Here is a 13,479-nt window from a genome sequence, read left to right on the forward strand (position 1 = left end):
CAGCACCTGCACCCGGTCGCCGCGGTAGCGCGTCTCGGGCAGCGCCACCGGAGCGGGTGCGGGGGCGGGCATCGTCACCGGCTGGGCCTCGGCGGCCACGGTGAGGGTGCGGGCCGCCTTGAGCGAGGCCGTCTCGACCGGCGTCACCACCGGGCGCGGATGGGGTTCGAGCTTCGCGGCGGCGGCCAGTCCCGGCCGCATCTGGCCGATATCGCGGCCGCCGATCAGCATGACGGCAAAAAGGGTGCAGCAAAGAAGCAACGTCAGGCGCAGCATGGGAAAAATCTCCGGGATCAATCGGGAGGCAGGGGCCGTGCCTCCCTTGCCCTGTGAACCGCGTTCCCCGGCGGCAGGTTCCCGGATTCCTTTCCGTCTGGACCGGAGCGGCGGCCGGGACTAGACACGCGCCATGACCGACACGCCCGAAGATCCGACCGAAGAGCCCCTCACGACCTCGGAGCCGCTCCGCCGTGCCATCGGCGAGCGCTACCTGACCTATGCGCTTTCGACCATCATGCACCGCGCGCTGCCGGACGCGCGCGACGGGCTGAAGCCCGTGCACCGCCGCATCCTGTTCGCGATGCGCGAATTGCGGCTCTCGCCCACCGGCGGCTTCCGCAAGTCGGCCAAGATTGCGGGCGACGTGATGGGGAACTACCACCCGCACGGGGATGCGGCGATCTACGATGCGATGGCGCGCCTCGCGCAGGATTTCAACGTCCGCTATCCGCTGGTGGACGGGCAGGGCAACTTCGGCAACATCGACGGCGACAACCCGGCCGCCTCGCGCTACACCGAGGCGCGCCTGACGCCCATCGCCGAGCTGCTGATGGAGGGGCTGGCCGAGAACGCGGTCGATTTCCGCCCGAACTACGACGGCACGCTGGAAGAGCCGGTGGTGATGCCCGCGGCCTTCCCGAACCTTCTGGCCAATGGCGCCTCGGGGATCGCGGTGGGCATGGCCACCAACATCCCGCCGCACAATCTCGACGAGCTGATCGAGGGCTGCCTCGCGCTGATCCGCGATCCCGCCATCGCCGACGACACGCTGGTGAGCCTGATCCCGGGGCCCGACTTTCCCACGGGCGGCGTGATCGTCGAGCCGAAGGAGCAGATCCTCGAAGCCTACCGGACGGGGCGCGGCGCGTTCCGGCTCCGGGCGAAATGGCAGACCGAGGATCTGGGCCGCGGCACCTGGCAGATCGTCGTGACCGAGATCCCCTATCAGGTGCAGAAGTCGAAGCTGATCGAGCGGCTGGCGGAGCTGATCCAGACCAAGAAGGTCCCGGCGCTGGCCGACGTGCGCGACGAGAGCGCCGACGATGTGCGCATCGTGCTCGAGCCGCGGGCGCGGACCGTCGATCCCGAGATGCTGATGGGGATGCTCTTCCGCAACTCGGACCTCGAGATCCGCTTCTCGCTGAACATGAACGTGCTGATCGACGGGCGGACGCCCCGGGTCTGCTCGCTCAAGGAGGTGCTGCGCGCCTTCCTCGACCATCGCCGCGAGGTGCTGATCCGGCGCTCGCAGCACCGGATGGAGAAGATCGACCACCGGCTCGAGGTGCTGGGCGGCCTGATCGTGGCTTTCCTGAACCTCGACCGGGTGATCGACATCATCCGCTACGACGCGGATCCCAAGCGCGCGCTGATGGCCGAGAGCTGGGGGCGCAAGTTCAAGCGGGCGAATTCCGAGAAGGACTATGTGGGGCCGGGGCCCGGGCCGGGCGAGCTGAGCGAGGTGCAGGCCGAGGCGATCCTCAACATGCGCCTGCGCTCGTTGCGGCGGCTCGAGGAGATGGAGCTTCTGGCCGAGCGCGATGCGCTTCTGGCCGAGCGGGCCGATCTCGAGGCGCTGATCGGCTCGGAGCGGCTGCAGTGGGACCGGATCGGGCATGATCTGGGCGAGATCCGCAAGCTCTTCGGCAAATGGACGGTGGCAGGCGCGCGGCGCACCCAGTTCGCCGAGGCGGGCGAGGTGGAGGAAGTGCCGCTGGAAGCCATGATCGAGCGCGAGCCGATCACGGTGATCTGCTCGCAGATGGGCTGGATCCGCGCCATGAAGGGCCACCAGCCGCTCGACACCGAGGCGAAGTTCAAGGACGGCGACGGGCCGCGCTTCCTGTTCCATGCCGAGACGACCGACCGGCTTCTGCTCGTGGGCTCGAACGGGCGCTTCTACACGCTGACGGGCGCGAGCCTGCCCGGCGGGCGCGGCATGGGCGAACCGGTGCGGCTGATGGTGGACCTGCCGAACGAGGCCGAAATCCACGACATCTTCGTCTGGCGGCCGGCCGAGAAGCTGCTGCTCGCCTCGTCGGCGGGCGACGGTTTCGTGGTGCCCTCCGAGGAGGTTCTGGCCCAGACCCGCGCGGGCAAGGCGGTGCTCTCGATGAAGGAGGGGGTGCGGACCGCCGTCTGCCGTCCGGTGCGCGGCGATCATGTGGCGGTGGTGGGCGAGAACCGCAAGCTTCTCGTCTTCCCGGTGAGCGAACTGCCGGAGATGGCCAAGGGCAAGGGCGTCCGGCTGCAGAAATACAAGGACGGCGGACTGTCGGACGCGATCACCTTCGAGCGTGCCAGGGGGCTGAGCTGGAAGGACCCGGCCGGCCGCACCCGGACCGAGACCGAGCTTGCCGAATGGACCGCCGCGCGGGCCGGCGCCGGAAAGATGGCGCCCCGGGGCTTTCCGCGGGACAACCGCTTCACCTGACGCGCGGGCGGCCGGAGCCGGGGGCTTCGCGCCCCCGGACCCCCGCGGGATATTTGGGCAGAGTGAAAGGGCCGGGCGGCCGGGCGCGGTTGCGCGGCGCCACGGGGCAAGTTATGCGGGGGCAACCTCTTTCGGAGAAGCCCATGATCCTGCGCCTCGCAGCCCTCTGCCTCGCGGTCCTGCTCGTGACCGCCTGCCAGCGCAACGACCTGAAGGAACCGCCCGTCGATCTGGGCGATTTCGCGCTCGGCCTGAACATCGTCGTGGCGGATCATGCGCAGAAGGTGCCGATCTCGCGCGAGGCCTCGGTCGAGGCGTGGGAAAAGGTCATGAAGAAGGCGATCGACGACCGTTTCGGGCGCTACGAGGGGACGAAGCTCTACAATCTGGGCGTCAGCATCGACGGCTATGCGCTGGCTCCGCCCGGCATTCCGGTCGTCGCAGCGCCGAAGTCGGTGATCGCGATCACGGCCAACATCTGGGACGATGCGGCGGGCGCCAAGCTCAACGAGAAGGGCGAGAAGATGACCGTCTTCGAAAGCCTGACCGGCGGGTCCATCGTGGGCAGCGGCTATACGATGAGCAAGGACGAGCAGATGGAGGCGCTGGCCTACAATGCGGCCAAGCGGATCGAGGGCTGGCTTGTCGCCCATCCCGAGTGGTTCGGCCTGCCGCCGCTGCCGCCGGAACCCGCGCCCGCGCCGGGGAAAGACAAGTGATACTTGATTTTCTTCCTGCCAATGGATAACTCCGCCGCCGTGTAGAACGGGCTGTCCGGTGTCCCATGGGCCGCCCCCCAATCCGCGAGGCGCTCCGCCAATGGCAAAGGCAAAGTTTGAACGTAACAAACCGCACGTCAACATCGGCACGATCGGCCACGTTGACCACGGCAAGACGACTCTGACGGCCGCGATCACGAAGTATTTCGGCGAGTTCCGCGCGTACGACCAGATCGACGGCGCGCCGGAAGAGCGGGCCCGCGGGATCACGATCTCGACCGCGCACGTGGAATACGAGTCGGAAACGCGTCACTATGCGCACGTCGACTGCCCCGGCCACGCCGACTATGTGAAGAACATGATCACGGGCGCCGCGCAGATGGACGGCGCGATCCTCGTGGTGAACGCGGCCGATGGCCCGATGCCGCAGACGCGCGAGCACATCCTGCTCGGCCGTCAGGTGGGCATCCCCTACATGGTCGTCTACATGAACAAGGTCGACCAGGTGGACGATCCGGAACTCATCGAGCTGGTCGAGATGGAGATCCGTGAGCTTCTGTCCTCCTACGACTACCCCGGCGACGACATCCCGATCATCAAGGGCTCGGCTCTGGCGGCGATGAACGGCACCGACAAGGAAATCGGCGAGGATTCGATCCGCGCGCTGATCGCCGCCGTCGACGAGTACATCCCGACCCCGGCGCGTGCCGTGGACCAGCCGTTCCTGATGCCGGTCGAGGACGTGTTCTCGATCTCGGGCCGCGGCACCGTGGCCACGGGCCGGATCGAGCGCGGCGTGGTGAAGGTGGGCGAGGAACTCGAGATCGTCGGCATCCGCCCGTCGAAGAAGACGGTCTGCACCGGCGTCGAGATGTTCCGCAAGCTGCTCGACCAGGGCGAAGCGGGCGACAACGTGGGCCTGCTGCTCCGCGGCGTGGACCGCGACGGCATCGAGCGCGGGCAGGTTCTCTGCAAGCCGGGCTCGGTGAAGCCGCACACGAAGTTCGAGGCCGAGGCCTACATCCTCACGAAAGAGGAAGGCGGCCGCCACACCCCGTTCTTCGCCAACTACCGTCCGCAGTTCTACTTCCGGACCACCGACGTGACCGGGACCGTCCAGCTGCCGGAAGGCACCGAGATGGTGATGCCGGGCGACAACCTGAAGTTCAACGTCGAGCTGATCGCGCCGATCGCCATGGAAGAGAAGCTCCGCTTCGCCATCCGTGAAGGCGGCCGCACCGTCGGCGCCGGCGTCGTCTCGAAAATCATCGCCTGATCCTCACGGATCGGCCGGGGCAGGGCGCGCGGGACATCCCGCGCGCCTTTTCCTTTGGCGCCGTCCGTGTCAGGGTGGGCCCGCGCCGCATCCGGCGCCCGCGAGGGAGGCCCGCATGGTGACGATCCGCATCTGACCGTTCATCCGTAACGCCAGAGGAGATCCCATGCCCTCCCCTTTGCTGAACGCCGGCCTGCGGCATCCGATGCGCTTTGCCGACGGGCGCGCGAATCCCTCGATGGTGCATCTGAACCGCGTCATCGACCATCCGAACATCCGCATCGGCGATTTCACCTATGCCAACGACTTCGACCCGCCCGAGGACTGGGCGGCGCGGCTGGTGCCTTACCTCTATCCCGGCGCGCCCGAGCGGCTGGAGATCGGCCGCTATGGCCAGATCGCCCATGGGGTGCGCTTCATCACCGCCTCCGCCGATCATCCGGCGGGCGGGCTCACCACCTATCCGTTCGCGATCTTCGATCCGGGCAGCCTCGCGCTGTTCAAGGAGGCGCTGACGGATCTGCCCGACACGGTGATCGGACATGACGTCTGGATCGGGCATGGGGCGCTGATCCTGCCCGGCGTGCGGCTGGGCCACGGGGTCATCGTGGGGGCGGGGGCCGTGGTCGCCCGTGACGTGCCCGACTATGCGGTGGTGGCCGGCAATCCCGCGCGCATCCTGCGGATGCGCTTTCCGCCCGAGGTGGTTGCACGGCTCCTTGCGCTCGCCTGGTGGGACTGGCCGCAGGAGCGCCTGGCCGAGCGGCTGGCCGCGCTGGTGGCGGGCGATCTCGAGGCGGCCGCGCGCTGACGCCGCAGCCGGCGCCCCACGCGCAACTTTGCACTTGCGGTCGGGCGCCGGCTGCCGTATCTCGCGGCTGGCCTAGGGGTATAGCTCAGTTGGTAGAGCATCGGTCTCCAAAACCGAGGGTCGTGGGTTCGAGTCCCCCTGCCCCTGCCAGGCCCTTCCCGATCCCGCGCTCTTCCGGCGAGAGCCTTGAACTTTGGCGTCCCAGGGCGTATCTGCCGCGCGACGCTTCTTGAGGACAGACGATGGCCAAGGCGAATCCCTTCACGTTCATCTCGCAGGTGCGCAGCGAAGTCGGCAAGGTCGCCTGGCCCGGCCGGCGCGAGGTGCTGCTGACCACGATCATGGTCTTCGTCATGGCGGCGCTGACCGCGACCTTCTTCTCGCTCGTCGACTTCGCGATCCGGCAGGGGCTGAGCCTGCTGCTCAACACCTTCTGACATTTCCGCTTGAACGCCGGGGGTGCTGCCTGTAATCGGGCGGTCACTGGGAAGAGGCCGGCGCGCAGCGATTCGGGTTGCGCGCTGTTTTTTGTTCTGGGGGCGGACGCTGGTTCGCCGGAGGAGCGGGGATTGCCCCGCGCGAAGAGGTAAGGCTGAGGCATGGCGAAGCGTTGGTATTCGGTGAGCGTTCTCTCGAACTTCGAGAAGAAGGTCGCCGAGCAGATCCGGACCGCCGTGGCGGACGCCGGTCTCGAGGAAGAGATCGACGAGGTGCTGGTCCCCACCGAAGAGGTGATCGAGGTCCGGCGCGGCAAGAAGGTCACGTCCGAGCGCCGCTTCATGCCGGGCTATGTGCTCGTCCATATGGAAATGTCGAACCGCGGCTATCACCTGATCTCCTCGATCAACCGGGTGACGGGGTTCCTCGGGCCGCAGGGCAAGCCGATGCCGATGCGCGACTCGGAAGTGAACACGATTCTGAACCGCGTCGAGGAAGGCGAGGCGCAGCCGCGCAGCCTGATCCGCTACGATATCGGTGAGACGGTGAAGGTGACCGACGGTCCGTTCGAGGGCTTCTCGGGCATGGTCGAGGATGTGGATGAGGAGCATTCGCGCCTCAAGGTGACCGTCTCGATCTTCGGCCGGGCGACCCCGGTCGAGCTGGAATTCACCCAGGTGGCCAAGGGCGCCTGAGTGCATCGCGTGGGAGGCGAGCGCGCCCGCAGGGCGTGACGGACCGGACCACTAAACTCGTCCCAAAGGGGGCAGTGACAGAGGAGAGGCCATATGGCCAAGAAGATTATCGGCAGCCTCAAGCTGCAAGTGAAGGCGGGTCAAGCCAACCCGTCTCCGCCGGTCGGTCCGGCGCTGGGTCAGCGCGGCCTGAACATCATGGCCTTCGTGAAGGAATTCAACGCGAAGTCCGCCGACCTCGAGCCGGGCACCCCCACGCCCGTCATCATCACCTACTACCAGGACAAGTCCTTCAGCCTCGAGCTAAAGACGCCGCCGGCGTCCTTCATGCTGAAGAAGGCCGCGGGCCTTGCTCCGGTGGGCAAGCGGAACCGCCCGAAGGGCTCGGCCAAGCCGGGCCGCGAAGTGGCGGGTTCGGTGACCGTGGCGCAGATCCGCAAGATCGCCGAAGCCAAGATGAAGGATCTGAACGCCAACGACGTCGAGGCGGCGATGCAGATCATCCTCGGCTCGGCCAAGTCCTGCGGCATCGAGGTCAAGGGGTAAGTCATGGCCAAGGTTGGAAAACGGACGCGCTCGGCGCGTGAAGCCTTCGTCGGCAAGGACCTGATCTCGGTCGAGGATGCGGTGGCGCTGATCAAGCAGGCCGCCTCGGCGAAATTCGACGAGACCCTCGAAGTGGCGATGAACCTGGGCGTCGACCCGCGTCACGCCGACCAGATGGTGCGTGGCGTCGTCACCCTGCCGAACGGCACGGGCAAGACGGTGCGCGTGGCGGTCTTCGCCCGCGGCGCCAAGGCGGACGAGGCGAAAGCGGCCGGTGCCGACATCGTCGGTGCCGAAGACCTGATGGAGACGATCCAGTCGGGCAAGATCGAGTTCGACCGCTGCATCGCGACCCCGGACATGATGCCGCTCGTCGGCCGTCTGGGCAAGATCCTCGGGCCGCGGAACCTGATGCCGAACCCGAAGGTCGGCACCGTGACGATGGATGTGAAATCCGCCGTCGAGGCCGCCAAGGGCGGTGAGGTGCAGTTCAAGGTCGAGAAGGCGGGCGTGATCCACGCCGGCGTCGGCAAGATGTCGTTCGAGGCGGACAAGCTCGCGCAGAACGTCCGCGCCTTCGTCGATGCCGTGAACCGCGCGAAGCCTGCCGGGGCGAAAGGCACCTACCTCAAGAAGGTGTCGCTCTCCTCGACCATGGGTCCGGGCGTCTCGGTCGACCTGACCTCCGCCACCAGCCACTGAGGCGGGGGCTTTGAGAGTTCCCCTGCCCTCGGGCAGGGGATGACGGGGCGGAAACGCCCTGTCCTGTCCGAGACGGCGGGTGGGGGCAACCTCTTAATATCCTGCCTGAGATGGGGAACGAGACGGATTTTCGCGGGAAACCGCCGGATCTTGGCTCGGGACCACATCGCGGACCCGAACGCCCCGCTTGCGGGGCAGAAGTGAGCCGGGGGGCAACCCCCAAACTTGGAGTGAAACTGTGGATAGAGCCCAGAAAGAGAAAGTGGTCGAGGAACTCGGCCAGATCTTCGAAAGCTCTGGCGTGGTTGTGGTTGCACACTACGCAGGCATCACGGTTGCTCAGATGCAGGACCTGCGCGCGCAGATGCGCGAAGTCGGTGGGTCCGTACGCGTTGCCAAGAACAGGCTCGCCAAGATCGCCCTCGCCGGGAAGCCCTCTGAAAAGATGGGCGACCTGCTGACGGGCATGACCGTGATGGCCTATTCCGAGGACCCCGTCGCTGCGGCGAAGGTTGCGGAAGCCTATGCCAAGAAGAACGACAAGTTCGTGATCCTCGGCGGGGCAATGGGCGACACGATCCTGGACCCGGCCGGTGTGAAGACCGTCGCCGCCATGCCGTCGCGCGAAGAGCTCATCGCTCAGATCGTGTCGTGCATCGGTGCGCCCGCGTCGAACATCGCCGGTGCCATTGGCGCACCTGCTTCGAACATCGCCGGCATCCTCTCCACCCTGGAGGAGCGGGAAGCCGCTTGAGCAATCTCGTCGACCTGCGTGGGTTGTCACCCACCATGTTGGACCCCATCTAACTGAACGGAACAGAAAATGGCTGATCTGAACAAACTCGCCGAAGACATCGTCGGTCTGACCCTGCTCGAAGCCCAAGAGCTGAAGACGATCCTCAAGGACAAATACGGCATCGAGCCCGCCGCTGGCGGCGCCGTGATGATGGCCGGCCCGGCTGCTGGCGCTGCTGCTCCGGCCGAGGAAGAGAAGACCGAATTCGACGTCGTCCTGACCGACGCCGGCGCCAACAAGATCAACGTGATCAAGGAAGTGCGCGCGATCACCGGTCTGGGCCTGAAAGAGGCGAAAGACCTCGTGGAAGCCGGCGGCAAGGTGAAGGAAGCCGTTGCCAAGGCCGACGCCGAAGCGATGAAGAAGAAGCTCGAAGAAGCTGGCGCGAAAGTCGAGCTGAAGTAATTCGGTCGGGTGCGCTTCGCATCCATCGGTTGAAATCGGGCTGGGTCCGGCGGATAGTCGGGCCCAGCCGAACCTGTCTCGGCAGAGGCTTCGCAGGAAGCCCCTCCCAAGGCGCGGTTCGAGGTTCGGGAGCCCTCCGGTGGGACGGGGGGCGTGAATGGGACCTCACCCCCTTCTTCGCAAGCGGCGCAGGACCGTGGCCCGACGGTCCCTGCGCCCGCGAAAACGAAAGGTGACTTCGAGCATGGCTCAGAGCTACGTTGGCCAGAAACGTATCCGCAGGTACTACGGCAAGATCCGCGAAGTGCTGGAGATGCCGAACCTGATCGAGGTTCAGAAATCCTCCTACGATCTGTTCCTGAAGTCGGGCGACGGCCCGAAGGCGGCCGATGGCGAAGGCATCCAGGGCGTCTTCCAGTCGGTCTTCCCGATCAAGGACTTCAACGAGACCGCCGTGCTCGAGTTCGTGAAATACGAGCTCGAGAAGCCGAAGTACGACGTGGACGAGTGCCAGCAGCGCGACATGACCTACGCCGCGCCGCTGAAGGTGACGCTGCGCCTGATCGTGTTCGATGTCGACGAGACCACGGGCGCCCGCTCGGTCAAGGACATCAAGGAGCAGGACGTCTACATGGGCGACATGCCCCTGATGACCGCCAACGGCACGTTCATCGTGAACGGCACCGAGCGCGTGATCGTCAGCCAGATGCACCGCAGCCCCGGCGTGTTCTTCGACCACGACAAGGGCAAGACCCACTCCTCGGGCAAACTCCTGTTCGCCTGCCGCATCATCCCCTACCGCGGCTCGTGGCTGGACTTCGAATTCGACGCGAAGGACATCGTCTTCGCGCGCATCGACCGTCGCCGGAAGCTGCCGGTGACGACGCTGCTCTATGCCCTCGGCATGGATCAGGAAGGCATCATGGATGCCTATTACGAAACCGTGAACTTCAAGCATCAGAAGAACCGCGGCTGGGTCACCCGGTTCTTCCCCGAGCGCGTGCGCGGCACCCGTCCCACCTACGATCTCGTGGATGCGGCCACCGGCGAGGTCATCCTGAAGGCGGGCGAGAAGGCCACGCCGCGGATGGTCAAGAAGTGGATCGACGACGCCCAGATCACCGAGCTTCTGGTGCCGTTCGACCATATCGTCGGCCGCTATGTCGCGCAGGACATCATCAACGAGGAAACCGGCGAGATCTGGGTCGAAGCCGGTGACGAACTCACGATGGAGTACGACCGCGACGGCGAGGTGAAGGGCGGCACGCTCAAGCTCCTGCTCGATCAGGGCATCACCGACATCCCGGTGCTCGACATCGACAACGTCAACGTCGGCCCCTACATCCGCAACACGATGGCTGCGGACAAGAACATGGGCCGCGACACCGCGCTCATGGACATCTACCGCGTCATGCGTCCGGGCGAGCCGCCGACCGTCGAGGCCGCCGCCTCGCTGTTCGACACGCTGTTCTTCGACAGCGAGCGCTACGACCTGTCGGCCGTCGGCCGCGTGAAGATGAACATGCGTCTGGACCTCGGCAAGCCCGACACCCAGCGCACGCTCGACCGCGACGATATCATCGCCTGCATCAAGGCGCTGACCGAGCTGCGCGACGGCAAGGGCGAGATCGACGACATCGACCACCTCGGCAACCGCCGGGTGCGCTCGGTGGGCGAGCTCATGGAGAACCAGTATCGCGTGGGCCTGCTCCGCATGGAGCGCGCGATCAAGGAACGCATGTCCTCGGTCGAGATCGACACGATCATGCCGCAGGATCTCATCAACGCGAAGCCCGCGGCGGCCGCGGTGCGCGAGTTCTTCGGCTCGTCGCAGCTCTCGCAGTTCATGGACCAGACCAACCCGCTGTCGGAAGTCACCCACAAGCGGCGTCTCTCGGCCCTCGGGCCGGGCGGTCTGACCCGTGAGCGCGCGGGCTTCGAGGTGCGCGACGTTCACCCGACCCACTACGGCCGGATGTGCCCGATCGAAACGCCGGAAGGCCAGAACATCGGCCTCATCAACTCGCTCGCGACCTTCGCCCGTGTGAACAAGTACGGCTTCATCGAGACCCCCTACCGGAAGGTGGTCGAGGGCGCCGTGACCGACGATGTGGTCTACATGTCGGCCACCGAAGAGATGCGGCACACGGTGGCGCAGGCCAACGCGCAGCTCGACGAAGAGGGCCGGTTCGTCTCGGACCTCATCTCGTCGCGCAAGGCGGGCGAGTTCATGCTGAACCCGCCGGATGCCATCGACCTGATCGACGTGTCGCCGAAGCAGCTCGTGTCGGTCGCGGCCTCGCTGATCCCGTTCCTCGAGAACGACGACGCGAACCGCGCGCTGATGGGCTCGAACATGCAGCGTCAGGCGGTGCCGCTCCTGCAATCCGACGCGCCCTTCGTGGGCACGGGGATCGAGGCCGTGGTGGCGCGTGACTCTGGCGCCGCCATCATGGCGCGCCGCGCGGGCGTGATCGACCAGGTGGACGCGACGCGTATCGTCGTGCGCGCCACCGAGATGCTGGAGCCGGGCGAGCCGGGCGTCGACATCTACCGTCTGCGCAAGTTCAAGCGCTCGAACCAGTCATCCTGCATCAACCAGCGCCCGCTGGTGAAGGTGGGTGACGTGGTTCACCGTGGCGAGGTGGTGGCCGACGGCCCCTGCACCGACATGGGCGAGCTGGCCCTCGGCCGGAACGTGATCGTGGCCTTCATGCCGTGGAACGGCTACAACTACGAGGACTCGATCCTGATCTCCGAGCGGATCCTCCGCGACGACGTCTATACCTCGATCCACATCGAGGAATACGAGGTCGCGGCGCGGGACACGAAGCTCGGGCCGGAAGAGATCACCCGCGACATCCCGAACGTCGGCGAGGAAGCCCTGCGCAACCTCGACGAGGCCGGCATCGTCTATATCGGCGCCGAAGTGCAGCCGGGCGACATCCTCGTGGGCAAGATCACTCCCAAGGGCGAAAGCCCGATGACGCCCGAGGAAAAGCTCCTCCGCGCCATCTTCGGCGAGAAGGCCTCGGACGTGCGCGACACCTCGCTGCGCCTGCCGCCGGGGGCCTATGGCACGATCGTGGAAGTGCGGGTCTTCAACCGCCACGGCGTCGACAAGGACGAGCGGGCGCTGCAGATCGAGCGCGAGGAAGTCGAGCGTCTGGCCCGTGACCGGGACGACGAGCTCGCGATCCTCGAGCGCAACATCTACTCGCGTCTGCGCACGCTGATCATGGGCAAGACCGCCGTGAAGGGGCCGAAGGGCATCCGGGCGGGCTCGGAGATCAACGAGGACCTGCTGTCCACGCTGTCGCGTGGCCAGTGGTGGCAGCTGGCGCTGGGTGAGGAAGCCGACGCGAAGGAAGTCGAGGCCCTCCACGAGCAGTTCGAGGCGCAGAAGCGCGCGCTCGATCACCGCTTCGAGGACAAGGTCGAGAAGGTCCGCCGCGGCGACGACCTGCCTCCGGGCGTGATGAAGATGGTCAAGGTCTTCGTGGCGGTGAAGCGCAAGCTGCAGCCGGGCGACAAGATGGCCGGCCGTCACGGCAACAAGGGCGTCATCTCCAAGGTCGTGCCGATCGAGGACATGCCGTTCCTCGGCGACGGGACCCCGGTGGACCTCGTTCTGAACCCGCTCGGCGTGCCGTCGCGGATGAACGTGGGCCAGATCCTCGAGACCCACATGGGCTGGGCCGCGCGCGGTCTGGGCATCAAGATCGACGAGGCGCTGCAGGACTACCGCCGCTCGGGCGACCTCACGCCGGTGAAGGAGGCCATGCGTCTCGCCTATGGCGACGAGACCTATGAAGGCGCCTTCGGCGACCGCGAGGACGAGGATCTGGTCGAAATGGCCGGCCGCGTCACCAAGGGCGTGCCGATCGCGACGCCGGTCTTCGACGGGGCGAAGGAGCCCGACGTCAACGACGCGCTGCGCCGGGCGGGCTTCGACCAGAGCGGGCAGTCCATCGTCTTCGACGGCCGCACGGGCGAGCAGTTCGCGCGTCCCGTCACCGTGGGCGTCAAGTACATGCTGAAGCTGCACCACCTGGTGGACGACAAGCTGCACGCGCGTTCGACGGGGCCCTACTCGCTCGTCACCCAGCAACCGCTGGGCGGCAAGGCGCAGTTCGGTGGCCAGCGTCTCGGGGAGATGGAGGTCTGGGCTCTGGAAGCCTACGGCGCCGCCTACACCCTGCAGGAGATGCTGACGGTGAAGTCGGACGACGTGGCGGGCCGCACGAAGATGTACGAGTCCATCGTCAAGGGCGAAGACAACTTCGAGGCCGGCGTCCCGGAGTCGTTCAACGTGCTCGTCAAGGAAGTGCGGGGCCTCGGCCTCAACATGGAACTCCTGGATGCGGACGAGGAATAA

At 66.5% G+C, this 13,479-nt stretch carries 11 protein-coding genes, 1 tRNA gene and 1 pseudogene; 12 read left to right on the plus strand and 1 reads right to left on the minus strand.

The features are described 5' to 3' along the window. Positions 1-276, minus strand: a pseudogene (locus A9O63_RS20700) (SH3 domain-containing protein); the annotation flags it as partial. 133 nt (positions 277-409) lie between these two features. On the opposite strand from A9O63_RS20700, the gene A9O63_RS20705 reads away from it, so the two are divergent. The 12 genes from A9O63_RS20705 to rpoB all read left to right on the plus strand — a co-directional run bounded on the left by A9O63_RS20705 (position 410) and on the right by rpoB (position 13,479). Then, complete coding sequence (locus tag A9O63_RS20705; protein WP_069333575.1) at positions 410-2,713, plus strand: DNA topoisomerase IV subunit A; 2,304 nt, start codon at positions 410-412, stop codon at positions 2,711-2,713. A gap of 143 nt (positions 2,714-2,856) precedes the next feature. Next, a complete protein-coding gene (locus A9O63_RS20710; RefSeq protein ID WP_069333576.1) occupies positions 2,857-3,432 on the plus strand; it encodes a hypothetical protein in 576 nt (191 codons plus the stop codon). 100 nt (positions 3,433-3,532) lie between these two features. Continuing rightward, positions 3,533-4,708: an elongation factor Tu gene (tuf, locus tag A9O63_RS20715; RefSeq protein WP_069333577.1), complete on the plus strand. Its 1,176-nt coding sequence runs from the start codon at positions 3,533-3,535 to the stop codon at positions 4,706-4,708. A gap of 166 nt (positions 4,709-4,874) precedes the next feature. Then, positions 4,875-5,519, plus strand: coding sequence for a CatB-related O-acetyltransferase (locus A9O63_RS20720; RefSeq protein ID WP_069333578.1), 645 nt, complete (start codon positions 4,875-4,877; stop codon positions 5,517-5,519). A gap of 74 nt (positions 5,520-5,593) precedes the next feature. After that, positions 5,594-5,669 (plus strand) — tRNA-Trp (locus tag A9O63_RS20725). 92 nt (positions 5,670-5,761) lie between these two features. Beyond that, positions 5,762-5,956 (plus strand): preprotein translocase subunit SecE, encoded by a 195-nt coding sequence (gene secE / locus A9O63_RS20730; RefSeq protein WP_002722466.1) that lies wholly within the window; start codon positions 5,762-5,764, stop codon positions 5,954-5,956. 162 nt (positions 5,957-6,118) lie between these two features. Next, the gene (gene nusG / locus A9O63_RS20735) at positions 6,119-6,652 is read left to right on the plus strand and encodes a transcription termination/antitermination protein NusG (protein ID WP_002722468.1); all 534 of its coding nucleotides are present in this window, start codon (positions 6,119-6,121) and stop codon (positions 6,650-6,652) included. Positions 6,653-6,745: 93 nt separating this feature from the next. Then, positions 6,746-7,198, plus strand: coding sequence for a 50S ribosomal protein L11 (gene rplK, locus A9O63_RS20740; protein WP_069333579.1), 453 nt, complete (start codon positions 6,746-6,748; stop codon positions 7,196-7,198). A 3-nt stretch (positions 7,199-7,201) separates the two neighbouring features. Then, complete coding sequence (gene rplA / locus A9O63_RS20745; RefSeq protein ID WP_002722474.1) at positions 7,202-7,900, plus strand: 50S ribosomal protein L1; 699 nt, start codon at positions 7,202-7,204, stop codon at positions 7,898-7,900. Between the two features lie 238 nt (positions 7,901-8,138). Then, the gene (gene rplJ, locus A9O63_RS20750) at positions 8,139-8,654 is read left to right on the plus strand and encodes a 50S ribosomal protein L10 (protein ID WP_069333580.1); all 516 of its coding nucleotides are present in this window, start codon (positions 8,139-8,141) and stop codon (positions 8,652-8,654) included. Positions 8,655-8,723: 69 nt separating this feature from the next. Beyond that, complete coding sequence (gene rplL / locus A9O63_RS20755) at positions 8,724-9,101, plus strand: 50S ribosomal protein L7/L12 (protein WP_002722477.1); 378 nt, start codon at positions 8,724-8,726, stop codon at positions 9,099-9,101. 244 nt (positions 9,102-9,345) lie between these two features. Continuing rightward, positions 9,346-13,479 carry a DNA-directed RNA polymerase subunit beta gene (gene rpoB, locus A9O63_RS20760; protein WP_069333581.1) on the plus strand — a complete coding sequence of 1,378 codons (4,134 nt, stop codon included), beginning with the start codon at positions 9,346-9,348 and terminating at the stop codon, positions 13,477-13,479.

The sequence above is a fragment of the Cereibacter johrii genome (assembly GCF_001720585.1).
GTDB lineage: Bacteria > Pseudomonadota > Alphaproteobacteria > Rhodobacterales > Rhodobacteraceae > Cereibacter_A > Cereibacter_A johrii.

Bases quoted from the DNA above. Each gene is read 5' to 3' on its own strand.
- A9O63_RS20720 (WP_069333578.1), top strand. From the start codon at position 4,875: ATGCCCTCCCCTTTGCTGAACGCCGGCCTGCGGCATCCGATGCGCTTT.
- rplA (WP_002722474.1), top strand. From the start codon at position 7,202: ATGGCCAAGGTTGGAAAACGGACGCGCTCGGCGCGTGAAGCCTTCGTC.
- A9O63_RS20705 (WP_069333575.1), top strand. From the start codon at position 410: ATGACCGACACGCCCGAAGATCCGACCGAAGAGCCCCTCACGACCTCG.
- secE (WP_002722466.1), top strand. From the start codon at position 5,762: ATGGCCAAGGCGAATCCCTTCACGTTCATCTCGCAGGTGCGCAGCGAA.
- rplL (WP_002722477.1), top strand. From the start codon at position 8,724: ATGGCTGATCTGAACAAACTCGCCGAAGACATCGTCGGTCTGACCCTG.
- nusG (WP_002722468.1), top strand. From the start codon at position 6,119: ATGGCGAAGCGTTGGTATTCGGTGAGCGTTCTCTCGAACTTCGAGAAG.
- rpoB (WP_069333581.1), top strand. From the start codon at position 9,346: ATGGCTCAGAGCTACGTTGGCCAGAAACGTATCCGCAGGTACTACGGC.
- tuf (WP_069333577.1), top strand. From the start codon at position 3,533: ATGGCAAAGGCAAAGTTTGAACGTAACAAACCGCACGTCAACATCGGC.
- A9O63_RS20710 (WP_069333576.1), top strand. From the start codon at position 2,857: ATGATCCTGCGCCTCGCAGCCCTCTGCCTCGCGGTCCTGCTCGTGACC.
- rplK (WP_069333579.1), top strand. From the start codon at position 6,746: ATGGCCAAGAAGATTATCGGCAGCCTCAAGCTGCAAGTGAAGGCGGGT.